This is a genomic window from Nitratireductor pacificus pht-3B, assembly GCF_000300335.1.
GTDB classification, from domain to species: domain Bacteria; phylum Pseudomonadota; class Alphaproteobacteria; order Rhizobiales; family Rhizobiaceae; genus Nitratireductor; species Nitratireductor pacificus.
This window is the reverse complement of the sequence record NZ_AMRM01000014.1, coordinates 95303-118546: the sequence shown is the minus strand read 5'-3', so window position 1 is coordinate 118546 and position 23244 is coordinate 95303. Positions and strand designations below refer to the sequence as shown.

Annotated in this window: 22 protein-coding genes; 13 read left to right on the top strand and 9 right to left on the bottom strand. The window is 65.3% G+C overall.

Annotated features, from left to right (window positions below; translation table 11 throughout):
* Positions 1–73: 73 nt before the first annotated feature.
* The 10 genes from rpsM to NA2_RS13515 all read left to right on the top strand — a co-directional run bounded on the left by rpsM (position 74) and on the right by NA2_RS13515 (position 8691).
* Positions 74–442, top strand: coding sequence for a 30S ribosomal protein S13 (gene rpsM / locus NA2_RS13560; RefSeq protein WP_008597538.1), 369 nt, complete (start codon positions 74–76; stop codon positions 440–442).
* A gap of 142 nt (positions 443–584) precedes the next feature.
* Entirely contained in the window at positions 585–974 is a 390-nt protein-coding gene (rpsK, locus tag NA2_RS13555; protein ID WP_008597537.1) for a 30S ribosomal protein S11, read from the top strand.
* Positions 975–1071: 97 nt separating this feature from the next.
* Positions 1072–2082, top strand: coding sequence for a DNA-directed RNA polymerase subunit alpha (locus tag NA2_RS13550; protein WP_008597536.1), 1011 nt, complete (start codon positions 1072–1074; stop codon positions 2080–2082).
* 53 nt (positions 2083–2135) lie between these two features.
* Positions 2136–2567: a 50S ribosomal protein L17 gene (gene rplQ / locus NA2_RS13545; protein WP_008597535.1), complete on the top strand. Its 432-nt coding sequence runs from the start codon at positions 2136–2138 to the stop codon at positions 2565–2567.
* 150 nt (positions 2568–2717) lie between these two features.
* On the top strand, positions 2718–4199 hold the full coding sequence (locus NA2_RS13540) for a DegQ family serine endoprotease (RefSeq protein ID WP_008597534.1): 1482 nt from the start codon (positions 2718–2720) through the stop codon (positions 4197–4199).
* Positions 4200–4209: 10 nt separating this feature from the next.
* Positions 4210–5526 carry a replication-associated recombination protein A gene (locus tag NA2_RS13535; RefSeq protein WP_008597533.1) on the top strand — a complete coding sequence of 439 codons (1317 nt, stop codon included), beginning with the start codon at positions 4210–4212 and terminating at the stop codon, positions 5524–5526.
* Positions 5527–5569: 43 nt separating this feature from the next.
* Positions 5570–5947: a fluoride efflux transporter CrcB gene (gene crcB / locus NA2_RS13530; protein WP_008597532.1), complete on the top strand. Its 378-nt coding sequence runs from the start codon at positions 5570–5572 to the stop codon at positions 5945–5947.
* A gap of 36 nt (positions 5948–5983) precedes the next feature.
* Positions 5984–6970: an RluA family pseudouridine synthase gene (locus NA2_RS13525; protein ID WP_008597531.1), complete on the top strand. Its 987-nt coding sequence runs from the start codon at positions 5984–5986 to the stop codon at positions 6968–6970.
* Positions 6967–7887 (top strand): DMT family transporter, encoded by a 921-nt coding sequence (locus NA2_RS13520; protein WP_008597530.1) that lies wholly within the window; start codon positions 6967–6969, stop codon positions 7885–7887. Before NA2_RS13525 ends, NA2_RS13520 begins: the two co-directional genes overlap by 4 nt.
* Before the next feature lie 18 nt (positions 7888–7905).
* Positions 7906–8691 carry an ATP12 family chaperone protein gene (locus NA2_RS13515; protein WP_008597529.1) on the top strand — a complete coding sequence of 262 codons (786 nt, stop codon included), beginning with the start codon at positions 7906–7908 and terminating at the stop codon, positions 8689–8691.
* A gap of 110 nt (positions 8692–8801) precedes the next feature.
* On the opposite strand, the gene NA2_RS13510 is transcribed toward NA2_RS13515, so the two are convergent.
* The 3 genes from NA2_RS13510 to NA2_RS13500 all read right to left on the bottom strand — a co-directional run bounded on the left by NA2_RS13510 (position 8802) and on the right by NA2_RS13500 (position 11320).
* Entirely contained in the window at positions 8802–9161 is a 360-nt protein-coding gene (locus NA2_RS13510; RefSeq protein ID WP_008597528.1) for a YggT family protein, read from the bottom strand.
* A gap of 65 nt (positions 9162–9226) precedes the next feature.
* Positions 9227–11038 carry a sodium:solute symporter family protein gene (locus NA2_RS13505; RefSeq protein WP_008597527.1) on the bottom strand — a complete coding sequence of 604 codons (1812 nt, stop codon included), beginning with the start codon at positions 11036–11038 and terminating at the stop codon, positions 9227–9229.
* A gap of 12 nt (positions 11039–11050) precedes the next feature.
* On the bottom strand, positions 11051–11320 hold the full coding sequence (locus NA2_RS13500) for a DUF4212 domain-containing protein (RefSeq protein ID WP_008597526.1): 270 nt from the start codon (positions 11318–11320) through the stop codon (positions 11051–11053).
* A gap of 154 nt (positions 11321–11474) precedes the next feature.
* Between NA2_RS13500 and NA2_RS13495 the strand changes: the two genes are divergently transcribed.
* Positions 11475–12134, top strand: a complete 660-nt coding sequence (locus NA2_RS13495; protein ID WP_008597525.1) for a hypothetical protein — start codon at positions 11475–11477, stop codon at positions 12132–12134.
* A gap of 48 nt (positions 12135–12182) precedes the next feature.
* Here NA2_RS13495 and glnA read toward each other — a convergent pair whose 3' ends face one another.
* Together glnA and NA2_RS13485 are read right to left on the bottom strand one after the other, a co-directional pair.
* Positions 12183–13592, bottom strand: coding sequence for a type I glutamate--ammonia ligase (glnA, locus tag NA2_RS13490; RefSeq protein ID WP_008597524.1), 1410 nt, complete (start codon positions 13590–13592; stop codon positions 12183–12185).
* A gap of 71 nt (positions 13593–13663) precedes the next feature.
* A complete protein-coding gene (locus NA2_RS13485) occupies positions 13664–14002 on the bottom strand; it encodes a P-II family nitrogen regulator (RefSeq protein ID WP_008597523.1) in 339 nt (112 codons plus the stop codon).
* Between the two features lie 248 nt (positions 14003–14250).
* Here NA2_RS13485 and NA2_RS13480 point away from each other — a divergent pair, with 248 nt between their 5' ends.
* Positions 14251–15774 carry an NAD(P)H-hydrate dehydratase gene (locus tag NA2_RS13480; RefSeq protein ID WP_244423647.1) on the top strand — a complete coding sequence of 508 codons (1524 nt, stop codon included), beginning with the start codon at positions 14251–14253 and terminating at the stop codon, positions 15772–15774.
* A gap of 339 nt (positions 15775–16113) precedes the next feature.
* On the opposite strand, the gene NA2_RS13475 is transcribed toward NA2_RS13480, so the two are convergent.
* Both NA2_RS13475 and uvrA read right to left on the bottom strand, forming a co-directional pair.
* Entirely contained in the window at positions 16114–16914 is an 801-nt protein-coding gene (locus NA2_RS13475) for a DUF72 domain-containing protein (protein WP_008597521.1), read from the bottom strand.
* 2 nt (positions 16915–16916) lie between these two features.
* Positions 16917–19841 carry an excinuclease ABC subunit UvrA gene (gene uvrA / locus NA2_RS13470; protein WP_008597520.1) on the bottom strand — a complete coding sequence of 975 codons (2925 nt, stop codon included), beginning with the start codon at positions 19839–19841 and terminating at the stop codon, positions 16917–16919.
* Positions 19842–20769: 928 nt separating this feature from the next.
* Between uvrA and NA2_RS13465 the strand changes: the two genes are divergently transcribed.
* Positions 20770–21273, top strand: coding sequence for a single-stranded DNA-binding protein (locus tag NA2_RS13465; RefSeq protein WP_008597519.1), 504 nt, complete (start codon positions 20770–20772; stop codon positions 21271–21273).
* 267 nt (positions 21274–21540) lie between these two features.
* On the opposite strand, the gene NA2_RS13460 is transcribed toward NA2_RS13465, so the two are convergent.
* Together NA2_RS13460 and moaC are read right to left on the bottom strand one after the other, a co-directional pair.
* Entirely contained in the window at positions 21541–22746 is a 1206-nt protein-coding gene (locus NA2_RS13460; RefSeq protein ID WP_008597518.1) for a molybdopterin molybdotransferase MoeA, read from the bottom strand.
* A gap of 3 nt (positions 22747–22749) precedes the next feature.
* The gene (gene moaC, locus NA2_RS13455) at positions 22750–23244 is read right to left on the bottom strand and encodes a cyclic pyranopterin monophosphate synthase MoaC (protein WP_008597517.1); all 495 of its coding nucleotides are present in this window, start codon (positions 23242–23244) and stop codon (positions 22750–22752) included.

Here is a 23244-nt window from a genome sequence, read left to right as displayed (position 1 = left end):
TCCCGCAGGGGCCGGCCTCCACCGGACGCGGGCAAATGAAGCGCCGGTGCGCCGGCTTACATGGAGAACTGAGATGGCTCGTATAGCCGGTGTAAATATTCCGACCAACAAGCGCGTCGTGATCGCGCTTCAGTATATCCACGGCATCGGCCCGAAGCTTGCCGGCGATATCGTCAAGAAGGTCAACATTCCGGCCGAGCGCCGCGTCAGCGAACTGACCGACGCCGAAGTGCTCGCCATCCGCGAGACGATCGACCGCGACCTGCAGGTCGAAGGCGATCTGCGCCGCGAAGTTTCGATGAACATCAAGCGTCTGATGGATCTGGGCTGCTACCGCGGCCTGCGTCACCGTCGTTCGCTCCCGGTCCGCGGCCAGCGCACGCATACCAATGCGCGCACCCGCAAGGGCCCTGCCAAGGCAATTGCCGGCAAGAAGAAGTAGTTTGGTGAATAGTGAATAGTGAATGGTGAATGGGCCGGCCGAACATTCGGTTTCAACCATTCACCATTTCACCGTTGACCATTCACTCTTAGGTGGAGCCGCTGGTGTTACGGCGGTGTAGAGATCGACTGAAAGGAAAGTCATGGCCAAGGAAGCCACGCGCGTTCGTCGTCGCGAACGTAAAAACATCTCGTCGGGCGTCGCACATGTCAGCTCGACCTTCAACAACACGATGATCACCATCACCGACGCGCAGGGCAACGCGATTGCCTGGTCGTCGGCCGGTGCCCAGGGCTTCAAGGGCTCGCGCAAGTCGACCCCGTTCGCCGCCCAGGTCGCCGCCGAGGATTGCGCCAAGAAGGCGCAGGAACACGGCATGCGCACCCTCGAGGTGGAAGTGTCCGGTCCCGGCTCGGGCCGTGAGTCGGCACTGCGCGCCCTGCAGGCCGCGGGCTTCACCATCACGTCGATCCGCGACGTGACGCCGATCCCGCACAATGGCTGCCGCCCGCGCAAGAAGCGCCGCGTCTAGTTTTCGCAATGTCCGCATGAGCGCGCGAGCGCTCCTCTGCGGTTTCCAGAACGCCCGCCACGATTGGATGGTGGCGGGGTAACGGAAGGAACCCAGAATGATCCAGAAAAACTGGCAAGAGCTTATCAAGCCCAACAAGGTGGAGTTCTCCTCCAAGGGTCGCACCGTCACCACGCTGGTGGCGGAGCCGCTGGAGCGCGGCTTCGGCCTGACGCTGGGCAATGCGCTGCGGCGTGTGCTTCTGTCGTCGCTGCGCGGCGCCGCCGTGACGGCGGTGCAGATCGACGGCGTGCTGCATGAATTCTCGTCGATCCCCGGTGTGCGGGAAGATGTCACCGACATCGTCCTCAACATCAAGGAAATCGCGCTTTCGATGGAAGGCGACGGCCCCAAGCGCATGGTCGTGCGCAAGCAGGGACCGGGCGCCGTCACCGCTGGCGACATCCAGACGGTCGGCGATGTGGAAGTGCTGAACCCCGACCACGTGCTCTGCACGCTGGACGAGGGCGCGGAAATCCGCATGGAATTCACAGTCGACAACGGCAAGGGCTATGTCCCGGCCGACCGCAACCGCGCCGAGGATGCGCCGATCGGGCTGATCCCGGTCGACAGCCTCTACTCGCCGGTCAAGAAGGTCTCCTACAAGGTCGAGAACACCCGCGAGGGACAGGTTCTCGACTATGACAAGCTGACCATGACCATCGAGACCAACGGTTCGGTGACGGGCGAGGACGCCGTGGCGTTTGCCGCGCGCATCCTGCAGGACCAGCTTGGCCTGTTCGTCAACTTCGAAGAGCCGCAGAAGGAGCAGCCCGCCGAGCAGGTGGCCGAGCTCGCCTTCAACCCGGCGCTTCTGAAGAAGGTGGACGAGCTGGAGCTTTCGGTTCGTTCGGCCAACTGCCTGAAGAACGACAACATTGTCTATATCGGCGATCTGATCCAGAAGACCGAGGCGGAGATGCTGCGCACGCCGAATTTCGGCCGCAAGTCGCTCAACGAAATCAAGGAAGTTCTGGCGTCGATGGGCCTGCATCTCGGCATGGAAGTCGAGGACTGGCCGCCGGAAAACATCGAAGAACTCGCCAAGCGCTACGAAGACCAATACTAGCCCCGCGACGCCGGCTTCGAATGCCGGGCGACGGGAATTGAAGGAGAAAAGCCATGCGCCACGGAAAATCCGGCCGCAAGCTGAACAGGACGGCAAGCCATCGCAAGGCGCTGTTTTCCAATATGGCGGCATCGCTGATCGAGCACGAGCAGATCGTCACGACGCTGCCGAAGGCCAAGGAACTGCGCCCGATCGTCGAGAAGCTGGTGACGCTCGGCAAGCGGGGTGACCTGCATGCGCGTCGTCAGGTGATCGCTGCGATCCGCAACGAGACCCTGGCCAAGCGCCTGTTCGACACGCTCGCGCCACGCTATGCGGATCGTCACGGCGGCTATCTGCGCATCATGAAGGCGGGCTTCCGCCACGGCGACAACGCCCCGATGGCGGTCATCGAGTTCGTCGACCGCGACGTCTCGGCCAAGGGTGCGGCCGATCGCGCCCGTCTCGAAGCCGAAGGCGTCAACGAAGAGGCCGAAGCTGCATAATCTGATGCCGGTCTCAGACGGTGATTGCGAAAGGGGCCCGCGGGCCCCTTTTTGCTGCGCTCCTGCTCGGGCTCCGATCCGCTTCCGCGGGCCTTTTGTTCGACACGGTTGCGTGTGAAAAAGGGGCATCCGCCTGAACCGAGGATTGTCATGACAAGCAAACCGTTTCGCCTGTTAGCCGCCCTTCTGGTCGCGGTGCTTCTGGTATCGCCCGTTGCCGCGCAGGATGGGTCGGCGGGCAGCCTTTCCGACACGCTCTCAAAGCTGCTGCGCGGCGGCGAGACGGCGGAACCGGCACCGGCCGCGCCGAAGAGACGCGTGCCGTTCGGCGATGCCGAGATCCAGCTCTCCTTCGCTCCGCTGGTGCGCGAGACCGCGCCGGCGGTGGTGAATGTCTATGCCTCCTCCACCGTCCAGGTGCGCTCGCCTTTCATGGGCGATCCGTTCTTCGAGCAGTTCTTCGGCCGCAGCCAGATGCCGCCGCGCGTGCGTTCCTCGCTCGGGTCCGGCGTGATGGTCGACCGGAGCGGCGTGATCGTCACCAATTACCACGTCATCAGCGATGCCGATGCGGTCAAGGTGGCGCTGGCGGACGGGCGCGAGTTCGAAAGCGAGATCCTGCTGAAGGACAAGGCGCTCGACCTGGCGGTGCTGAAGATCAAGGCGGACGCGCCGTTTGCCGCCGTCCCGCTCGGCGATTCCGACCTGCTGGAAGTGGGTGACCTGGTGCTCGCCATCGGCAACCCGTTCGGCGTCGGGCAGACGACCACCAGCGGCATCGTCTCGGCACTGGCGCGAAGCCATGTGGGCGTGTCCGATTTCGGTTTCTTCATCCAGACCGACGCGGCGATCAATCCCGGCAATTCCGGCGGCGCGCTGATCGACATGAAGGGCGCGGTGATCGGCATCAACACGGCGATCGTCAGCCGCAGCGGCGGCTCCATCGGCATCGGCTTCGCGATCCCGGCGAACATGGTGCGCGCTGTGGTGGACGCCGCGATGAGCGGCGCGGAAAGTTTCGAGCGCCCCTATTTCGGCGCTTCCTTCGATCCGGTCACCTCGCAGACCGCCGAGGCGCTCGGCATGGCGCGGCCGGCAGGCGCGCTGGTGCGCGAGGTCGCCGAGGACAGTCCGGCCACGCGCGCCGGATTGAGGCCCGGCGACGTGGTGATCGCCATGGACGGCGCCGATATCCAGCATCCCGACGCGCTGGAATATCGTCTGGCGACCCATCCCGTGGATGAGGAAGGGACGATCCGCATTCTGCGTGACGGCGCGACCACGGACATGACGATCCGGTTGGAGCGCCTGTCGGACGGGGACGCGTCCGCACCGACCCTGATCGAAGGACACGGTCCCTTCGCAGGGGCGTCGGTAGCCGATCTTGAGCCGCGGCTGGCGCAGCGCCTGAAACTCCCGTTGAACAAGAAGGGCGTCGTGCTTCTTGATGTGGACCGCCGTTCGCCGGCTGCGAGCGTCGGGCTGCGGCCGGGCGATGTCATTCGTGAAGTCAACGGCCTGGAGATCGACCGGGCCGACACGCTCCTGGCCGTGGCACGGGAGGAAACCCGTCGCTGGCGCTTTGCCATCGAGCGCGACGGCCGCATATTGCAGCAGACCCTGCGTTTTTGACGAAAGAGCCATGAGCGACCTTTTCGCGAGCACGGAGCAGAATTTCGCGCCGGTCAACCGCCCGCTGGCCGACCGGCTGAGGCCTACACGGCTCGCCGACGTCGTCGGCCAGGAGCACCTGACGGGCGACGACGGGGTGCTGACGCGCATGATCGCCAGCCGCTCGCTTGGCTCGCTGATCTTCTGGGGGCCGCCCGGAACGGGCAAGACCACCGTTGCGCGGCTGCTCGCGGGCGAAACGGAACTGGCCTTCGAGCAGATATCGGCGATCTTCTCAGGCGTCGCCGATCTGAAGAAGGTGTTCGAGAGCGCAAGGCTGCGGCGCAGCCAGGGCCGCCAGACGCTTCTTTTCGTCGACGAGATCCATCGCTTCAACCGCTCGCAGCAGGATTCCTTCCTGCCGGTGATGGAAGACGGTACGGTGGTGCTCGTCGGCGCGACCACGGAGAACCCGTCCTTCGAGCTCAATGCCGCTCTCCTGTCGCGTGCGCGAGTGCTCAATTTCAACACGCTGACGGCCGACAGCCTGATGAGCCTCCTGGAACGGGCGGAAGCCCTGGAGGGAAAGCCGCTGCCACTCGACGATGAGGCGCGCGCCGTTCTCGTTCGCATGGCCGATGGCGACGGGCGGGCCTCGCTGACCCTTGCCGAAGAGGTCTGGCGGGCCGCGCGCGAAGGCGAAGTGTTCGACGCAGAGGGACTGCAGCGCGTCGCGCAGCGCCGTGCGCCGGTCTACGACAAGGGCCAGGACGGCCATTACAACCTGATCTCGGCGCTGCACAAATCCGTCCGCGGGTCCGATCCGGATGCCGCGCTCTACTATCTCTGCCGCATGTTCGATGCGGGCGAGGACCCGCTCTTCATCGGTCGCCGGCTGGTGCGCATGGCAGTGGAGGACATCGGGCTTGCCGATCCGCAGGCGCTCGGCATCGCCAATGCCGCCAAGGACGCTTATGACTATCTCGGTTCGCCGGAGGGGGAGCTGGCGCTCGCGCAGGCCTGCGTCTATCTCGCCACGGCGCCGAAGTCGAATGCGGTCTATACCGCCTTCAAGCAAGCGTTCGCCGCCGCCAAGGAGCACGGTTCGCTGCTGCCGCCGAAGCATATCCTCAACGCGCCGACCAGGCTGATGAAGGAGAGCGGATACGGCGCTGGCTACGCCTATGATCACGATGCGCCCGACGCCTTCTCCGGGCAGGACTACTTTCCCGAGGCGATGGGCCGCCGCCAGTTCTACGATCCGCCGGAGCGCGGTTTCGAGCGTGAGATCCGCAAGCGGCTCGACTACTGGGCGAAGCTGCGCCGGGAACGCGGGGAGGGGGCGTGATGGCGCTTGTTGCTTTTTGCGCAGCTTCTGCGAAAAGGGCGCCATGAGTCATTTGCTGATCGTTGCTGCCGGCGGCGCAATCGGCGCGAGCCTGAGGCACCTGACCGGGCTGGCGGCGATGCGCCTGTGGGGCGCCGGCTTTCCCTGGGGAACGCTGACCGTCAACTTGGTCGGCTCGTTCATCATGGGTCTCTTCATCGAGTGGCTGGCACGGCGGGCCGGGACGCCGCCCGAGCTGCGGCTCCTGATCGCGACCGGGCTTCTGGGCGGGTTCACCACCTTCTCGGCCTTTTCGCTGGATGTGGCCGTGCTGTGGGAGCGGGGCGCCGTCGTCATGGCTGCGGCCTATGTCCTCGTCAGCGTTTGCGGGGCGATCGCCGCCCTTTTTGCCGGCCTGTGGCTGGCGCGGCACTTCGCGTAAGCGCGTTTGCCCGGATTTCAGAACGGATTCTTCGTCATGGCGGGTGTGCAGCAGATGGAAGTGCAGAAGGACGAGGCGGATATGCGCCTCGACCGCTGGTTCAAGGTGCATTTTCCCGGTCTGGGTTTCGGCCATCTGCAGAAACTGCTGCGTTCCGGGCAGGTGCGGGTCGATGGTGGCCGTGCGAAGGCAGATACGCGGGTCAAGGCCGGCCAGATGGTGCGCATCCCGCCGCTCGCCGTCGACCGCAAGGGCAGTGACGGCATGACGGCGCGCAGCCTGCGCGACACGGGCGACGCCGAGGCGCTGTCGCAGATGCTGCTCTACGAGGACCCCAAGGTCTTCGTCTTCAACAAGCCGGCGGGCCTCGCGGTGCAGGGCGGCTCCGGCGTTCACCGGCATGTGGATGACATGCTGGAGGCCTGGCGCAACAAGAAGGGCGAGAAGCCGCGTCTCGTGCACCGGATCGACAGGGACACATCCGGCGTGCTGGTCGTCGCACGCACGCGGCAGGCGGCGATGCGGCTCGCCGAGGCTTTCCGCGCGCGCGAGACCAAGAAGACCTATTGGGCACTGGTCAAGGGCGTGCCGAAGCAGCGCGAGGGCCGCATATCGACCTGGCTGGTCAAGGAACAGACGCCCGATGGCGACCGCATGCGCGTGACCAAGCATGGCGAGCCCGATTCCGATCACGCCGTGTCCAACTACCGTCTGATCGAGCAGGCGGGGATGACGCTCTCATGGCTCGAGATGGAGCCCTATACCGGCCGCACGCACCAGCTGCGCGTTCACGCGGCCCATATCGGCTGCCCGATCATCGGCGACCCGAAATATTTCGAGGCCGACCAGAACTGGGAGTTTCCCGGCGGCCTCCAAAACAGGCTGCACCTGCATGCGCGACGGATCGTCATCCCGCATCCCGATCAGGGCAGGATCGACGTGACCGCGCCGCTGCCGCCGCACATGCGGCAGAGCTGGAACCTGCTCGGCTTCGAGGAATCTGCGGCGGAGGATGAGCGATGAGCGTCGTCGCAGCAAATGGCGGACGGCACGACGCGATCGACACCTTTGCCGCGACCACGATGGTCTGCCTGTGCTTCTTCTGGGGCCTGAACCAGGTGGCGATCAAGGTCGCCAATACGGGCTACGACCCGATCTTCATGGTCTTCTCGCGCTCCGCCCTCGCGGCGGTGCTGGTGTTCTTGTGGTGCCGCTATCGCGGCATCCGCCTGTTCGAGAAGGACGGGACGCTCATTCCCGGCATTGTTGCAGGCGTTCTGTTCGGCCTGGAGTTTGCCTGCCTTTTCGTCGCCATGGAGTATACCAGCGCGGCGCGCGGCGCCCTGATGCTCAACGCAATGCCGTTCTGGGTGCTGATCGGCGGTCATTTCCTGCTCGGCGAAAAAATCTCGGTGGTGAAGTTCCTGGGGCTCCTTCTGGCCTTCACGGGTGTCGCTCTCGTCTTCTCGGACGGATTGAGCCTTCCCGGTCCCGATGCGCTCATCGGTGACGTCCTTTGTCTTGTCGGCGGCGTCCTGTGGGCTGCCACGACCATCGTAATCAAGCAATCGCGACTGACAGACGCCAGCGCGGAGAAGACGCTCCTTTACCAGTTGACAGTCTCCGGATTGATGGCCGGGCTGTTCCTCCCCTTTGTCGGGCCGCTGCTGCGGGATGTCTCGTGGCTTGCCACCGGGGCCTTCCTCTACCAGGCGGTCTTCGTCGTCGCCTTCACCTATGGGCTGTGGTTCTGGCTGATGCGGCGCTACCCGGCGTCGGGCCTGTCGAGCTTCGCCTTTCTGACACCTGCCTTCGGCGTGCTGAGCGGCGCGCTCTTCCTCGGCGAGCCGCTGACACTGAAGATCGTCCTGGCGCTGTTCCTGATCGGGCTTGGCCTGGTAGTGGTCAACCGGCCGCATCGTCGTGTCGTTCCGGGCTGAAAGGACTATATGTGAACCATGCGTGATCTCCTGAACGACCTCGAGAACGGGAAAACCGCCGCCGAACAGGATCCCGTGCGGCGCGCCCAGAGCACCATGAAGCGGCCGCTGCCGAAGCGGTTCTACGGTGCGGCGTCCGTCGGGGAGGAAGGCGATGCCTTCACGGTTCTTCTCGACGGCCGCATGGTCCGGACGCCGGGCGCGGCCACCGTCCTTCTCCCGACGCGCGTCGCCGCCGAGCTGGTGGCGAATGAATATGCCGGGCAGGGGGAGGTGATCGACCCCGCGACCATGCCGGTGACGCGTCTCGTCAACACGGCGCTCGATGGCGTGGCGCATCACGCCCAGCCGGTGCTGGAGGATGTGCTGCGCTACGCCTCGAGCGACCTTCTGTGCTACCGCGCGCCCTCGCCGGAAAGCCTGGTCGCCAGGCAGGCGGAGCTCTGGGACCCGGTTCTTGACTGGGCGCAGCAGGCCATGGGTGCGCATTTCGTCCTGGCCGAGGGGATCGTCCATGTGGAGCAGCCACGCGCGGCGATCCAAGCCGTCAGCGCGCATCTGCGGCAGCGTTCGCAGCCGCTGCGCCTGGCCGCCCTGCATGTGATGACGGCGCTTACCGGTTCGCTGCTTCTGGCGCTTGCCGTCGAGGCAGATGCGATCAGCGCCGCGGATGCATGGAGCGCTGCCCATGTCGATGAAGACTGGAACCGGGCGCAGTGGGGCGAGGATGCGGAAGCCGCCGCACGGCGCGCGGCGCGCGAGCGCGACATGATGGGGGCGGCGGCCCTTCTGGCGGCGCTATAGGCTATTGCAGTCAGGTGGAAACACCTGACGCCCGCATGAACACGGAAAACAGAGTGATGGATTCATCCGGCGTTTCAATGAAACGGCGAACGAGACCGGACGTCTGAAGCCTATCTGTTTCCGAACGCCTGATAGATCATGCCGGCGATCTCGCTTTCCAGCGGGAAGGACAGCATGCCCATGACCGAATAGCCGAGCAGCCAGGGCATCAGGTAGAAGCGGATCATGAAGAAGAACCACGCCACATAGACCGGGATCAGCGGCTCCAGCAGGAAGCCGGGGGTGATCGGGCGGAACAGCCGCAGGATCGGGTTTGTCGCGCGCACGAAGAAGCGCATGAAGAAGAAGCTGGAATCCTCGGGCAGGAAGATGCCCATCGCCGCGCGGCCGATCAGCGTCCACATGATGACGCCGAGAGCGTAGTCGAGCGCGATCACCCAGATGGGAAAGGCGGCCATGGTTTCCGGCATTCAAACAGTCCTCCCGACGCGAATCGGGGGCGGGTAAACCCGCCCCCGTCGTCACTTTAGCCCGATCAGTGCTTCGAGCCTAGAATGGTCGGACCCGTCGGAACGCGGGTTTCGTCCACCATGCGCTGGATCTCCTCGTCCGGAGCCGGCGTCAGCAGCGTGACGACGACCATGGCGACGAGGCTGACGGCCATGCCGACAATGCCGAACCGCAGATGGTCGAGACCGAACCACGGCGTGCCGCCCGTGTAGACGTAGTAGAGATAGAGCGAACCTGCGATGAAGCCCGCCGCCATGCCGGCGATTGCGCCTTCCCGGTTGGCCCGCTTCCACCAGACGCCGAGGGCGAGCGGGAAGAAGAGGCCGGAGCAGGCAAAGCAGAAGGCCCAGGCAACCGCGCCGAGGATGCCCGTGAGCTGCAGCGAGGCGATCAGGGCGCCGAGCGCGCCGATGGCCAGGAGAAGCACGCGGGCAACGATCAGCCGGACGGCCGTGTCGGCCTTCGGGTCGATCATCTTGTAGTAGAGATCGTGGCTGAGCGCGTTGGCGATGGCCAGCAGCAGTCCGTCGGCCGTCGACATGGCTGCCGCCATGCCACCCGCGGCGACGAGGCCGGAGATGACGTAGGGCAGGCCGGCGATCTCCGGCGTGGCCAGAACGACGATGTCGGGCCGCATGAAGAACTCGTTCAGCTGCAGGATGCCGTCCGCATTCTGGTCGGCGATGGCCAGGAAGCCGACGGAGGACCAGTTCTGGATCCAGTCCAGCGCGGCGACTTCGGCAAAGGGCTTGCCGATGATGGCCGTGGGCAGGTTGGGATCGAGAAGCTGGAGCTTCGTCAGCGTGGCAAGCGCCGGCGCCGTGAAGTACAGCAGGAAGATGAACAGGAGCGACCATGCGACCGACTTGCGGGCCGAGCGCACGGACGGCGTCGTGAAGTAGCGCATCAGGATGTGCGGCAGCGATGCGGTGCCGGCCATCATGCAGAGCGCCAGCGTGACGAACTTCCACTCCGCGTAGTCGCCCACCGGACCGGTGTGCGGGGTCGTCAGGACCGACAGGCCCCTGATCGCTTCGGCAGGCGCGTTGAGGCCGTATTGCGTCTCGAACTGCGCCATGGAGGTCGCCGCTTCGCCATAGGTGAAGTGCGGGATGATGCCGAAGCCCTGCGCGTTGGACATCCAGATCACCGGTACCAGATAGGCGACGATGAGGACGATGTACTGCGCCACCTGGGTCCAGGTGACGGCGCGCATGCCGCCCAGCATTGAACACAGCAGGATGCCCAAAAGGCCGAACCATACGCCGTAGCTATAGGGGATGTGCAGGGCGCGCGCGGCGATCGTGCCGGTGGCGTCGATCTGCGCGGTGACGTAGGTGAAGGACGCAACCACCAGAACGATGACGGCGCAGAGGCGTGCAAGATTACCGCCGTAACGCGTGCCGATGAAATCGGGCACGGTGTAGCAGCCGAACTTGCGCAGATAGGGCGCCATCAGCGAGTTGACGAGCACATAGCCGCCGGTCCAGCCGACGATGAAGGCCATGTAGCCGTAGCCACCGAAATAGATGCCGCCGGCGAGCGCGACGAAGGATGCTCCCGACATCCAGTCGGCGGCGGTCGCCATGCCGTTGTAGACAGCCGGCACCTGACGCCCGGCCACGTAGTAGGCGTCGACCTCCATGGTGCGCGAAAGCCAGCCGATGATGGCGTAGATGGCGATCGTGAAGGCGACGAACAGAATGCCGATCGTATTCGCGCTAACGCCGAGCTGTTCCAGGATCGCCATCAGGATGATGAAGGCGACGAAGCCGCCCGTGTAGATTCCGTAAACCCGACCGATGTTGTCGATGAACCGTCCCTGTATCAAAGCCATGTCGGGTCCTCCCTATTCTTCGTCGCCGAAGCCGAACTCATCATCGATCGCATCCTGGCGCCAGTTCTGCACCCAGATGATGACCACGAATGCGATGAGCGAGCCCTGTGCGATCATGTAGAAGCCCAGCGGAAAGCCGATGAACGTGTACTGATTGAGCGTTCCGGTCATCCATGGGACAACCAGCGAGAAAAACGCCCAGAGCGCCAGGACGACAATCGTCAGATTCCTGGTCTTCGCCCAATAGCGATCCCTCGCATCGTCAGCGTTGTTAGTGGACATGATGTCCTCCTCCCTAAGATCCGTTAGCGACGAAAGTCGTTAACCGCCGCCATTGCGATCCGCGTGAATCGGAATCACAATGGCTTGTCTCAAGCATTGGGCATCTCCTTACCAAAGGGAATTGAGACATTGGTCGTATCCGGGAGGGAGCGCGATGGGCGTCGAGTGGTCGAAAAGCATGGCGTTCCTGCGCGAGGCGGCGGGGCGGCTGCGTTTCCGGCGGGAGCGCGCGCCGATCGACACGGTCGATGCGCTTTGCGGGTTCGTCAGCACGCGGGCAGCCTTCGTGGCGCAGAAGAAGCTGTACGGTTACCTGAAGGCGCGCATGGGCACGCGCTATCCGACCATGTTCGAGGACGATGTCTTCGTCGGATCGATCAACGTGGCGAAGCTGCATGTCTTCGCCGCCTGCCTGTCCGATCTGTCGCTCCACGGTGTGGCGCGGGTCGTGGCGGCCGGCGGCCTCGGGCGGGAAGGGGGAACAGCGCTGGCGCGCCATTGCTTCCAGGCGGGCCTCGCCGACAATGAAGCGCATCTGCCCGAACCCGGCGTCACCGATGCCTGGCGGGCCGCGTTTGAGGCCCGTCTTGCCGACGTGCACTGGGACAATCTCGCCGCCGGCGGGGACAGTTTCACCGAAAGCCCGAAGGCGCTGTTTCACTGGGCGCCGATCGCCGAAAAGCTGAAACGCTACGATCAGGAGATCGTCGAGAACTCCATCCGCTTCGCCTTCGGCGAGGTGACGCGGGAGTTCCGCCAGCGCGCCGTTCCGGCATCGATCGCGGCAGACTGGAGCGCCCGCGGCCGCGCATGAAAAAGGCCCCGCCGGCGGGGCGGGGCCTTGATCGTTCGGAGGACTGCGTCAGACCGAGTAGTACATGTCGAACTCGACCGGGTGCGGCGTCATCTCGTAGCGCAGCACTTCGGCCATCTTGAGCTCGATATAGGCATCGATCTGGTCGTCGTCGAAGACGCCGCCGGCCTTCAGGAAGCCGCGGTCCTTGTCGAGGCTCATCAGCGCCTCACGCAGCGATCCGCAGACGGTCGGCACCTTCTTCAGTTCCTTCGGCGGCAGGTCGTACAGATCCTTGTCCATGGCCTGGCCGGGATGGATCTTGTTCTTGATGCCGTCGATGCCGGCCATCAGCATGGCGGCAAAGGCCAGATACGGGTTCGCGCCCGGATCGGGGAAACGGACTTCCACGCGCTTCGCCTTGGGGGACGAGCCGAACGGGATGCGGCAGGAGGCCGAGCGGTTGCGCGCCGAATAGGCGAGCAGAACCGGCGCCTCGAAGCCCGGCACCAGGCGCTTGTAGGAATTGGTCAGCGGGTTGGTGAAGGCGTTGATGGCCTTGGCATGCTTGATGACGCCGCCGATGTAGAACAGGCAGGTCTCGGAGAGGCCTGCATACTCATTGCCGGCGAAGGTCGGCTTGCCGTCCTTCCAGATCGACTGGTGCACGTGCATTCCCGAGCCGTTGTCGCCATAGATCGGCTTCGGCATGAAGGTGGCCGTCTTGCCATAGGCGTTGGCGACCTGATGCACGGCATATTTGAACTTCTGCACGCTGTCGGCGCTCTGCAGCAGCGGCTCGAACTTGATGCCGAGTTCGTGCTGGGCGGCGCCCACCTCGTGGTGGTGCTTCTCGACGAGCACGCCCATCTCGGAAAGGACCGTCAGCATCTCGGAGCGCATGTCCTGCGCGGAATCGATCGGCGGAACCGGGAAATAGCCGCCCTTCATGCGCGGGCGGTGACCCAGATTGCCGGTCTCGTAGTCGGTGTCGTCGTTGGACGGCAGTTCGCTGCAGTCGAGCTTGAAGCCGGTGTTGAACGGGTCGGCCTTGTATTTGACGTCGTCGAAGATGAAGAATTCCGGCTCCGGCCCGATGTAGATGGCGTCGCCGAGGCCTTCCGACTTGACGAAGGCTTCCGCCTTCTTGGCCGTGCCGCGCGGATCGCGGTTATAGGCTTCACCGGAGATCGGATCGAGAATGTCGCACAGGACGACCATGGTCGACTGGGCGAAGAAGGGATCCATATGGGCCGTTTCCGGCTCGGGCATCAGGACCATGTCGGACTCGTTGATCGCCTTCCAGCCGCCGATGGACGAGCCGTCGAACATCACGCCATCGGCGAACATGTCCTCATCGACAGCCGCCACATCCATCGTCACATGGTGCAGTTTGCCCCGGGGATCGGTGAAGCGCAGATCGACGAATTTCACGTCATTGTCCTTGATCTGCTTCAAGAGGTCCTGTGCTGTCGTCATAATTGCTTTCCTGTTTGGGATGGTATTGCCTGGGTGGCCCCAGCGAATGCCGGGACCGGAAGAAAAATGGATCAGACGGCGTCCGCGCCGGTCTCGCCGGTCCGGATGCGGATCACCTCCTCGACATTGGTGACGAAGATCTTGCCGTCGCCGATGCGGCCGGTCTGGGCCGCCTTGCGGATTGCCTCGATGGCCGCCTCGACCATCTCGTCGGGGATGACGACCTCGATCTTCACCTTGGGAAGAAAGTCGACGACATATTCGGCGCCGCGATAGAGTTCCGTATGACCCTTCTGACGGCCAAAACCCTTGGCCTCGATGACGGTGATGCCTTGCAGCCCGACTTCCTGGAGGGCTTCCTTCACCTCGTCGAGCTTGAAGGGTTTGATGATCGCTTCGACCTTTTTCATGCCGGGGTAGTCTCCAATGGTTTCGAGGACGGGTACGGCGCCCCTTGTCGTTCCGGTTCGGTTAAAGCACGAAACATGCCAAGTCTCGCCGAGGCCTTGCACGAAGCGTGCCAAGCGCTGCATTGTGGGGTTCCGCGCCGCAAATGGCAGGCTTTGCCGCGCCGAAGCAGGGAAGGGTGCCGGCTGAAAGCGGCAAAATGCGTCAGACGCCCCACAGGCCAGTCTGGCCCGTGCCCAAAAAATATGCAATGCGCCGAAGAAAGCGGCAGGAGAGCGATGCCATGGAAGTCCTGACGCCGGAGGAGATGAGCGCGATCGACCGCCGGGCGGCGGAGGCCGGGCCGTTCGACGGATACCATCTCATGCGCAATGCGGGCGCCGTGGCGGCGGCGGAGATTCTCGTGCGCTTCGCCGATGCAGCCGGCTTCGACGTCCTGTGCGGTCCCGGCAACAATGGCGGGGACGGCTATGTGGTGGCGCGGCTGCTGGCGGAGCGCGGCCTGGACGTGCGCCTGCTTGCCGCCGTGCCGCCGCGCAAGGGCAGCGACGCCGCTCGGGCTGCTGACGACTGCCCGCTCGCCGCCCGGCCGCTGGATGCCTTCCGGCCCGCACCGGATCGTATCGTTGTCGACGCCCTGTTCGGCGCCGGGCTGTCCAGGCCCGTATCGGGGGCGGAAGCCGCCGCCATCGCCGGGGTCGCCGCGGCCGGCGCGCGCGTTGTCGCCCTCGATCTCCCGTCGGGTATATCAAGCGATAGCGGGCAGGTCATGGGCGCTGCGTTCGACGCGGCGCTGACCGTCACCTTCTTCCGCAAGAAACCCGGGCATCTCCTCTATCCCGGCCGCGCCCGGTGCGGCGAGACGGTGCTCGCCGATATCGGCATTGCCGGTGCGCTGCTTGAGGCAGCGGGCACGACGCTCTGGGAGAACCTGCCGGCGCTCTGGCGGTCTGCTCTACCGACCGCCGGGCCGGACACGCACAAATATAACCGCGGCCATGTCGCCGTCTTTTCGGGAGGGCCGACCAGCACGGGCGCCGCGCGGCTCGCCGCGCGCGCCGCGGCGCGGTCTGGCGCCGGGGCGGTGACGCTTCTGTCGCCGGCGAGCGCCCTGATGGTCAACGCCATGCACCTGACCGCGATAATGCTCAGGCGCGCCGAGACTGTGACAGAGGTCGAGCAGTTCCTCGCCGATCGCCGTCCGGCCGCAATTGTCCTCGGACCGGGTTTCGGCGTGGGCGACTGGGTTCGGACGCTGGCTCTCCTGCTACTGCGGCAGGCGGCAGCGGAGCGGGGCGGGCTGGTTCTCGACGCGGACGCGATCAGCGCTTTTGCCGCCAATCCCGGCGAACTGTTCGACGCGGCACGCGGGGAGACGGCCCCGCCGCTGGTCCTGACACCACATGAGGGCGAATTCGCGCGGCTCTTTCCGGATCTCGCCGAGCGGGAAGGTTCGAAGATTGTCCGGGCGCGCCGGGCGGCGGAGCGCGCCGGCGGGGTCATGGTGCTGAAGGGAGCCGACACGGTGATCGCATCTCCCGACGGCCGCGCGGCGATCAATGGCAACGGGACGGCGTTCCTCGCCACGGCGGGCTCGGGCGACGTTCTGGCCGGCATCATCGCCGGCCTGCTGGCGCAGGGCATGCCGGCCTTCGAGGCGTCCTGCGCGGGCGTCTGGCTGCATGCGGAAGCGGCCCGGCTGTTCGGGCCGGGACTGATTGCGGAAGATTTGCCCGAGCTTCTGCCGGAGGTTCTGGCCGGGCTGATCGATTGAAGGCGACGCGGGACGATTTCGTGCTTTCAGAGTGCGGTTTGATGATCGGAGAAGAGGGGTGCCTGCCTTCTGCACAGGGTGTTGTGCGTGGTTCGACAAGCTCTCCATGAGGAAGGTGGAGCTTGGCGGGAAGCGCTGGTTCGGGGACGGTCACAGGTGCGTTTTGCAACCCGCACCCTTCCTCGTAATGAGCTTGTCGAACCACGCATCACGCTGCTGCAAACAAGACCGAAGGCGAACGAGACCGTCACGCATTGCGGATCGCGGACCCCAAAAGAAAGACCCCAGCGCCTGATCCCGCGCATTCATGCAGATTTGGGCTGACCCCAGCCGACTGTGTCAGTCGACCCGCTTCATGAACGCCTGCGCGGCCTGCGGCGCGCGGATCTTGCCTTCGTGGATGAAGTAGACGAACACGTCGCGCGGCTTCTTCTCCGGCACGGAGGAGGGGTCGGCGAGCGGCAGGTCGTCGGGCTGTCCGCCCGCGGCCCACAGCTCCGCCCGCTTCGCCCAGGCGTCGAGTTCGGCCGGCGGATAGGCGGTCGGAACGGAATCCTCGCCGCGTTGCAGCCGGGCATAGACGAAGTCCGCCGTCACGTCGGCGAACTCCGGATAGGTGTTGTGGTGCGCGTAGCAGATGGTCGCGCCATATTTGCGCGCCAGCGCGACGAATTCGGGAACGACGAAACTGTCGTGGCGCACCTCGAGCACATGGCGCAGCCCGACGCCGTCGCGGCTGGCCGGAAGCAGCTTTAGAAAACCCTCGAAATCCTCGGGATCGAACTTCTTCGTCGGCGCGAACTGCCAGACGAGGGGACCGAGCTTTCCGCCCAGTTCTGAAATGCCCGATCCAAGGAATTTCTCAAGAGATTCAGCGGCATCCGATAGAATCTTGCGGTTTGTGACGAAGCGGTTGCCTTTCAACGCGAAGACGAAATCGTCCGGCGCTTCGCTGCCCCATTTGGCATAGACCGCCGGCTTCTGGCTGCCATAATAGGTGCCGTTGACCTCGATGGTCGGGATCTGCCGGCTGGCATATTCGAGCTGCCGCTTCTTCGGCAGGTCGTCGGGATAGAAGGTGCCTTCCCACGGCTCGAACGTCCAGCCGCCGATGCCGGCGCGAATGGTGCCCTTGGTCATGTTCACTCCGCTGCCTGTGCCTTGCCGGCGGGGCGCCGCTCGAGCAGCTCCTTCAGGAACTTGCCCGTGTAGCTGCGCGGCTCCGCCATGATGTCGTCGATCGAGCCGGCGGCAACCAGCTCGCCGCCGCCGTCGCCGCCCTCGGGGCCGAGGTCGAGCACCCAGTCGGCGGTCTTGATGACCTCCAGATTGTGCTCGATCACCACCACCGTGTTGCCCTGATCGACCAGCTCGTGCAGCACCTCGAGCAGCTTCGCCACGTCGTGGAAATGCAGACCGGTCGTCGGTTCGTCCAGGATGTACAGGGTGCGGCCCGTTGCGCGTTTCGACAGTTCCTTGGCTAGCTTGATGCGCTGCGCCTCGCCACCCGAAAGCGTGTTGGCCTGCTGGCCGACATGGATGTAGCCGAGGCCGACGCGCGACAGGGTGACAAGCTTGTCGCGCACGGCCGGCACGGCGGCGAAGAATTCGACGCCCTCGTCGACCGTCATCTCGAGCACGTCGGCGATCGACTTGCCCTTGAAGGTGACGTCGAGCGTCTCGCGGTTGTAGCGCTTGCCGTGGCAGACGTCGCAGGTGACGTAGACATCCGGCAGGAAGTGCATCTCGATCTTGATGACGCCGTCGCCCTGGCAGGCCTCGCAGCGGCCGCCCTTGACGTTGAAGGAGAAGCGGCCCGGCTGGTAGCCGCGCGCCTTCGCCTCCGGCAGGCCGGCGAACCAGTCGCGGATCGGCGTGAAGGCGCCCGTATAGGTGGCCGGGTTGGAGCGCGGCGTGCGACCGATGGGCGACTGGTCGATGTCGATGACCTTGTCCAGATGCTCCAGACCCTCGACACGGTCGTGCTCGGCCGGATGCTCGCGCGATCCCATGATGCGGCGCGAGGCGGATTTGAACAGGGTCTCGATAAGAAGCGTCGACTTGCCGCCGCCCGACACGCCGGTAACGGCGGAGAAGGTGCCGAGCGGGATCTCCGCCGTGACATTCTTCAGGTTGTTGCCGCGCGCGCCGACGACGCGGATGCGCCGCTTCTTCGGAATCTCGCGCCGCGTCTCCGGCATGGGGATCGCCAGCGCGCCGGTCAGATACTTGCCGGTGACGGAAGCCGGGTTGGCCATGATGTCGCGCGGCGTGCCCTCGGCGATGATCCGGCCGCCATGCACGCCGGCCGCCGGGCCGATGTCCACCACGTGGTCGGCGGTGAGGATGGCGTCCTCGTCATGCTCGACGACGATGACCGTGTTGCCCAAATCGCGCAGGTGACGCAGCGTGGCGAGCAGACGGTCGTTGTCGCGCTGGTGCAGGCCGATGGAGGGTTCGTCGAGCACGTAGAGCACGCCGGTGAGGCCGGAGCCGATCTGCGAGGCAAGGCGGATGCGCTGGCTCTCGCCGCCCGACAGCGTGCCCGAATTGCGCGACAGGGTCAGATAGTCGAGGCCGACATCGTTCAGGAAGGTCAGGCGCTCGCGGATCTCCTTGAGGATACGCGCGGCGATCTCGTTCTGCTTGTCGTTGAGGCGCTCGGGCAGGGTCTCGAACCACTGGCCGGCCGCGCGGATGGACATCTGCGTGACCTCGCCGATGTGCAGCCGGTCGACCTTGACGGCCAGCGCCTCGGGCTTCAGCCGGTGGCCGCCGCAGGCGGGGCAGGGATGCGCCGACATGTAGCGCTCGATCTCCTCGCGCATCCAGGCCGATTCCGTTTCCTTCCAGCGGCGCTGCAGATTGACCACGACGCCCTCGAAGGGTTTTGTCGTGCGGTAGCTGCGCAGGCCGTCGTCATAGTCGAAGGCGATCTTCTTTTCGCCGGTGCCGTTGAGGATCGCGTCCTTGGCCTCCGCCGAGAGATCGCGCCAGCGGTCGCCGACCTTGAAGCCGTATTCGCGGCCGAGCGCCTCGAGCGTCTGCAGATAATAGGGCGAGGTGGATTTCGCCCAAGGGGCGACGGCACCCTCGCGCAGCACGATGCTGTCGTCGGGCACGACCATGTCCGGGTCGATGGCGCGCTGGCTGCCCAGCCCGTCGCATGTGGGGCAGGCGCCGGCCGGATTGTTGAACGAGAACAGACGCGGCTCGATCTCGGCGATGGTGAAGCCGGAGACCGGGCAGGCGAATTTTTCCGAGAAGACGATCCGCTCATGGGTCTCGTTCTTCGACTTGTTGGCGCTGCCGCCCTCCGCCGTCTCGGCGTCCGGCAGCGGCCTGTCGGCGAACTCGGCGACCGCCAGGCCCTCGGCGAGATGCAGGCAGGTCTCCAGCGAATCCGCCAGCCGGGTCGCCAGATCGTCGCGCACCACGACGCGGTCGACCACCACGTCGATGTCGTGCTTGTACTTCTTGTCCAGCGCCGGTGCGTCGGCGATCTCGTAGAAGGCGCCGTCGATCTTGACGCGCTGGAAGCCCTTCTTCTGCAGTTCGGCCAGTTCCTTGCGGTACTCGCCCTTGCGGCCGCGCACGATGGGGGCGAGGATGTAGAGCCGGGTGCCTTCCTCAAGCGCCATCACCCGATCGACCATCTGGCTGACCGTCTGGCTCTCGATCGGCAGGCCTGTCGCCGGCGAATAGGGCACGCCGACGCGGGCGAACAGCAGGCGCATGTAGTCGTAGATCTCCGTCACCGTGCCGACGGTGGAGCGGGGGTTGCGCGAAGTGGTCTTCTGCTCGATGGAGATGGCGGGGGAAAGCCCGTCGATCTGGTCGACATCGGGCTTCTGCATCATCTCCAGGAACTGGCGCGCATAGGCCGACAGGCTCTCGACATAGCGCCGCTGGCCCTCGGCATAGATCGTGTCGAAGGCGAGCGACGACTTGCCCGAGCCAGACAGGCCGGTCATGACGATCAGGCTCTCGCGCGGCAGGTCGAGATCGACATTCTTCAGATTGTGCTCGCGCGCGCCGCGAATGGAAATGAACTTGTGCTCGGGCATGCCCCGTTGCTGCCTTCTCGAAAAGATGGATGGACCGGCGGCTTGCCGGCCTCGCTTCATTTAGGAAACGCAGCGCAAATGTCGATGGCCGGAAAGACCATGCAGGGCGGCCACGTCTCGCCGCTGATGCGGTTTTCCCGTTTTTTGCCGCAAAGGGCAAGCGAAAAGAACAAAGGCCGAACAACCTCCTGACAAATCGGCCACGCACGACTTCAGCGCCTCCCGATCACATTTTGTCTCGCGGCGGCCGGCCCGCTTGACCCTTATCCGGCAAAGGCGCAGTATCGCCTGGTCAGGGCTCGCAGGCGCGACGACGCCGTTCTGACCGGGCGCCGGTGGGCGCCACGAACCGGCCAGCGCCGCTTGAGCCGCCTGACGACCGAGCAACGGACCGAAGCACGAACCGGGAGGGAGGCATGACTCCACCTGACCGAACGCCTTGGCTTCGCAATGCAGGCGAAGCCACAGTCGGCTGATCCGACCGCCCGTTCATCGAAGGCGCGCCTGCCTTCGCGCAGCGGCGACGGAACGATCCGAAGGCGATACGCGCTCCATCGGGGATGCGTCGCCGGGAAGCGTGACCACGCTGGTGGCCGGCTGCCCCCACTCATCGACAATCTTGCAATCCAACGGGAGCGGCAGGGCCGCATATCCCGAGAGCAAGCCGGTAAAACTCTCCCGGCACAAGGGTCAGCGACCCCAAGCCCCGCGCGCTCGAAACGGTAGCGGCGGGGCTTTTCCATGTCCGCTCCCGGCGTCGGCCTGGCCAGTCGGTGAAGGGGTGTTGACAGCATCCCGCCAGAATGAGAACATAATAGGAACAAAATGAACTGTGGACGATGCGGCGCATGGTTCAGCCAGCCGGCGCGCCGGTTGGCCGATTGCGATAAAGTGCGCCGCAGATTTCGGACAAGCGTGGAGAAGCGTCATGGCGGGCAGCGTCAACAAGGTCATACTGGTGGGCAATCTGGGCGCGGACCCTGAAATCCGCCGGCTCAACTCGGGTGATCCGGTGGTCAACATGCGGATCGCCACATCCGAGACCTGGCGCGACAAGGCCAGCGGCGAGCGCAAGGAAAAGACCGAGTGGCACAATGTCGTGATCTTCAACGACAATCTGGCCAAGGTCGCCGAGCAGTATCTGAAGAAGGGTGCCAAGGTCTATATCGAGGGCCAGTTGCAGACGCGCAAGTGGACCGACCAGAGCGGGCAGGACCGTTACACCACGGAAGTGGTCCTGCAGAAGTTCCGCGGTGAATTGCAGATGCTCGACGCGCGCGGCCAGGGCGGCGGCGACCAGGCCGGCTATGGCGGGCAGGGCGGTTACAGCGGCGGCGGCCGCAGCTCCGATTTCGGCCAGTCCGGCCCGGCGGACAATGCCGGCGGCGGCGGTGGGTATTCGCAGAATCTGGACGACGAAATCCCGTTCTGAGCATCCCCAAAGGGCCGCCACGATCCCGTGGTCTCGCGGGCTCGATACATGACTTCCGATGAGCCGGTCCAGCGACCGGCTCATCGCATTTGAAGCGCCTGTTTACACAATGATCCGCAGGCGGCTTCCGGACAGCGCCCGTCATGCCGGATCGGCCGAGCGCTTCATCCAGTGGATGAACGAATTTACTTCTTTGTTTTTCGTCGGTTATGCCGACTTCCTGATATTCTTGCTGATGACGGGATGCGCAGGCGGTCGATGCGGTGACTATCCCAGGAGCAGCACGCGGCAGCGTGCGCCGGTTTCGGCAGCTGCGGCGCCCGGCTCGCGGACGATCAGCGCGTTGGAGGCGGCCAGTGTCGTCAGCATCGACGAATCCTGTACCGGGAACGGGGTTGCGATCAGCCCGTCGGGACCCGCCGCCACGGAGGCGCGCACATAGTCGCGGCGCTCGTCATTGGCGCGCAGCGGGGCGCTCAGAACGGCGCTGCGCAGGTCCGGCGTGAAGGCGCGCTGCCCCAGCCGCGCCACCAGCGGGCGCAGGAAGAGGTGCGCGCAGACGAGGCTCGACACCGGGTTTCCCGGCAGACCGAGAACACGCATCTCGTCCAGGCGCCCGAACATGAGCGGCTTGCCCGGGCGCATGGCGATCTTCCAGAAGTCGAGCGACATGCCGGCATCGAGCAGGGCCTGGCGCACCAGATCGCGGGCGCCGACGGACGCGCCGCCCAGCGTGACCAGCACATGGGCGCCGGCATCACGCGCCCTGAGAACCGCGGCGGTGATCGCGCCGGCGTCGTCGGGGATGATGCCGAGATCGAGAATCCGCGCGCCTTCCGCCCGGGCGAGCGCGCCGATGGCAAAGCCGTTGGAGGCGACGATCTGGTCCGGTCCGCAGGGTTCTCCCGGCAGGACGAGCTCATCGCCGGTGGCAAGCACGGCGACCAGCGGACGCTGCGTCACGGGCAGGGTCGGATGCCCTCCCGCCGCCGCAAGGCCGATGGTTGCGGCGCCCAGGAGCCGGCCTTCCTCGAGCATCGGTTGGCCGAGGCGAAAATCCAGTCCGGCGCGGCGGATATGGCGCCCTTTCTCGACGGGGTGCAATGCCTCGATCCGTCCATCGGCAAGGGATTGCGCATTCTCCTGGATCAGGATCGTGTCGGCCCCTTCCGGGACGGGCGCCCCGGTGAATATGCGCACGGCCTGGCCCGGGCCGACTTTTCCGTGAAAACGGTTTCCCGCGGCGGATTCGCCGATGACGTCGAGCTCCGCCGGCGTGGTTTCGACATCAGCAGCGCGCACGGCATAGCCGTCCATGGCCGAGGCATCGAAAGGCGGCTGGGTGCGCGCGGCGGTCAGGGCGCGCGCCAGAACGCGCCCATCGGCCTCCGCGATGCGCACGGCCTCCTCCGGCAGCGGCTTGACGCCGTCAAGGATCCGTTCCAGCGCTTCGTCGACGGGCAGCAGCGCCATGGTTCAGCGCTCTCCGGCGCGCCAGGTGCCGGACTTGCCGCCAGTCTTTTCCAGCAGGCGGATGCCGTTCAGGGTCATTGCCTTGTCGAGCGCCTTCGCCATGTCGTAGATCGTCAGGCAGGCCACCGAAACCGCCGTCAGCGCCTCCATCTCGACGCCGGTCTGGCCGCTGACGCGGACCGTCGCGCGGACGCGAAGGCCGGGCAGGGCGGTGTCCGGATCGATGTCGATCGTAACCTTCGACAGGGCGAGGGGATGGCACAGCGGAATGAGGTCGTGCGTCTTCTTCGCCGCCATGATGCCGGCGATGCGCGCCGTCGCCAGCACGTCGCCCTTCCTGGCATTGCCCGAAAGGATGGCGTCGAGGGTCGCCGCCTGCATGACGACGGTGCCTTCGGCGATCGCCTCGCGGCGGGTTTCCTGTTTGTCGCCGACATCGACCATATGCGCCTCGCCGGAGGCGGACAGGTGGGTCAGCTTGTCCTGCGCCGCGCCCAT

Coding starts and splice junctions, on each gene's coding strand:
- rpsM (WP_008597538.1), top strand. CDS start 74: ATGGCTCGTATAGCCGGTGTAAATATTCCGACCAACAAGCGCGTCGTG.
- rpsK (WP_008597537.1), top strand. CDS start 585: ATGGCCAAGGAAGCCACGCGCGTTCGTCGTCGCGAACGTAAAAACATC.
- NA2_RS13550 (WP_008597536.1), top strand. CDS start 1,072: ATGATCCAGAAAAACTGGCAAGAGCTTATCAAGCCCAACAAGGTGGAG.
- rplQ (WP_008597535.1), top strand. CDS start 2,136: ATGCGCCACGGAAAATCCGGCCGCAAGCTGAACAGGACGGCAAGCCAT.
- NA2_RS13540 (WP_008597534.1), top strand. CDS start 2,718: ATGACAAGCAAACCGTTTCGCCTGTTAGCCGCCCTTCTGGTCGCGGTG.
- NA2_RS13535 (WP_008597533.1), top strand. CDS start 4,210: ATGAGCGACCTTTTCGCGAGCACGGAGCAGAATTTCGCGCCGGTCAAC.
- crcB (WP_008597532.1), top strand. CDS start 5,570: ATGAGTCATTTGCTGATCGTTGCTGCCGGCGGCGCAATCGGCGCGAGC.
- NA2_RS13525 (WP_008597531.1), top strand. CDS start 5,984: ATGGCGGGTGTGCAGCAGATGGAAGTGCAGAAGGACGAGGCGGATATG.
- NA2_RS13520 (WP_008597530.1), top strand. CDS start 6,967: ATGAGCGTCGTCGCAGCAAATGGCGGACGGCACGACGCGATCGACACC.
- NA2_RS13515 (WP_008597529.1), top strand. CDS start 7,906: ATGCGTGATCTCCTGAACGACCTCGAGAACGGGAAAACCGCCGCCGAA.
- NA2_RS13510 (WP_008597528.1), bottom strand. CDS start 9,161: ATGCCGGAAACCATGGCCGCCTTTCCCATCTGGGTGATCGCGCTCGAC.
- NA2_RS13505 (WP_008597527.1), bottom strand. CDS start 11,038: ATGGCTTTGATACAGGGACGGTTCATCGACAACATCGGTCGGGTTTAC.
- NA2_RS13500 (WP_008597526.1), bottom strand. CDS start 11,320: ATGTCCACTAACAACGCTGACGATGCGAGGGATCGCTATTGGGCGAAG.
- NA2_RS13495 (WP_008597525.1), top strand. CDS start 11,475: ATGGGCGTCGAGTGGTCGAAAAGCATGGCGTTCCTGCGCGAGGCGGCG.
- glnA (WP_008597524.1), bottom strand. CDS start 13,592: ATGACGACAGCACAGGACCTCTTGAAGCAGATCAAGGACAATGACGTG.
- NA2_RS13485 (WP_008597523.1), bottom strand. CDS start 14,002: ATGAAAAAGGTCGAAGCGATCATCAAACCCTTCAAGCTCGACGAGGTG.
- NA2_RS13480 (WP_244423647.1), top strand. CDS start 14,251: ATGCGCCGAAGAAAGCGGCAGGAGAGCGATGCCATGGAAGTCCTGACG.
- NA2_RS13475 (WP_008597521.1), bottom strand. CDS start 16,914: ATGACCAAGGGCACCATTCGCGCCGGCATCGGCGGCTGGACGTTCGAG.
- uvrA (WP_008597520.1), bottom strand. CDS start 19,841: ATGCCCGAGCACAAGTTCATTTCCATTCGCGGCGCGCGCGAGCACAAT.
- NA2_RS13465 (WP_008597519.1), top strand. CDS start 20,770: ATGGCGGGCAGCGTCAACAAGGTCATACTGGTGGGCAATCTGGGCGCG.
- NA2_RS13460 (WP_008597518.1), bottom strand. CDS start 22,746: ATGGCGCTGCTGCCCGTCGACGAAGCGCTGGAACGGATCCTTGACGGC.
- moaC (WP_008597517.1), bottom strand. CDS start 23,244: ATGGGCGCGGCGCAGGACAAGCTGACCCACCTGTCCGCCTCCGGCGAG.